The organism is Collimonas silvisoli (assembly GCF_018305005.1).
Classification (GTDB): Bacteria; Pseudomonadota; Gammaproteobacteria; order Burkholderiales; family Burkholderiaceae_D; genus Collimonas; species Collimonas silvisoli.
In genome coordinates, this window is sequence record NZ_JAGQEG010000238.1 from 1 (window position 1) to 550 (window position 550).

The 550-nt window shown below is 27.6% G+C and carries 2 protein-coding genes; both read left to right on the forward strand.

Going from position 1 to position 550, the window contains the following annotated elements:
- On the forward strand, positions 1-295 hold a 295-nt coding region (locus tag KHU33_RS26210; protein ID WP_211468496.1), incomplete at its 5' end, for a hypothetical protein.
- Positions 292-550, forward strand: a 259-nt coding sequence (locus KHU33_RS26215; RefSeq protein WP_211468498.1) for a hypothetical protein, incomplete at its 3' end; no start/stop codon positions are given. The genes KHU33_RS26210 and KHU33_RS26215, both read left to right, overlap by 4 nt.

Sequence of the window (550 nt, forward strand, 5' to 3'; positions counted from 1 at the left end):
CAAAAAGCAAATGAAACTACGATTCTTTTTTGCAATCATAGCTGCACTCACATTAATTAATGGGTGTAAAAAAATGAGTAATGATATATGGATCGCTAGCCAAGATATACAAGCATATTCAAATGTAAATGGAGAAAAATCTTTTATTATAAAAAAAAATGAGGAATGCTTAAGAGGTGATTTCGCCTACGGAAAAGTTGATCGGTACTTGGAAATATCTTGTAAAAATAAAAAGGGATGGATAACGGAAGATCAATATCTAATTCCATTGAATTCTAAGTTAGATCATAAATGAAAAAATATTTTCTGACCTTGGAAATTTTTCAATTACTTCTCATTATTGCTTCAGGATATTTAAGACAAAATTCATGGATTGAGATTGATTTTCTGACTGGTCCAATTTCATCAACTTTGAAAACTTCCTTTTATTTGTTTCTTTGTTGGTTTGCTACTATTTTTATAGCAATTTGTATTGCAATAAAAGATACAAAACATAGGGCAATGATAATTTTATTTTTTGTTATTTTGTTTCCATTTTTTGAATTTTTTG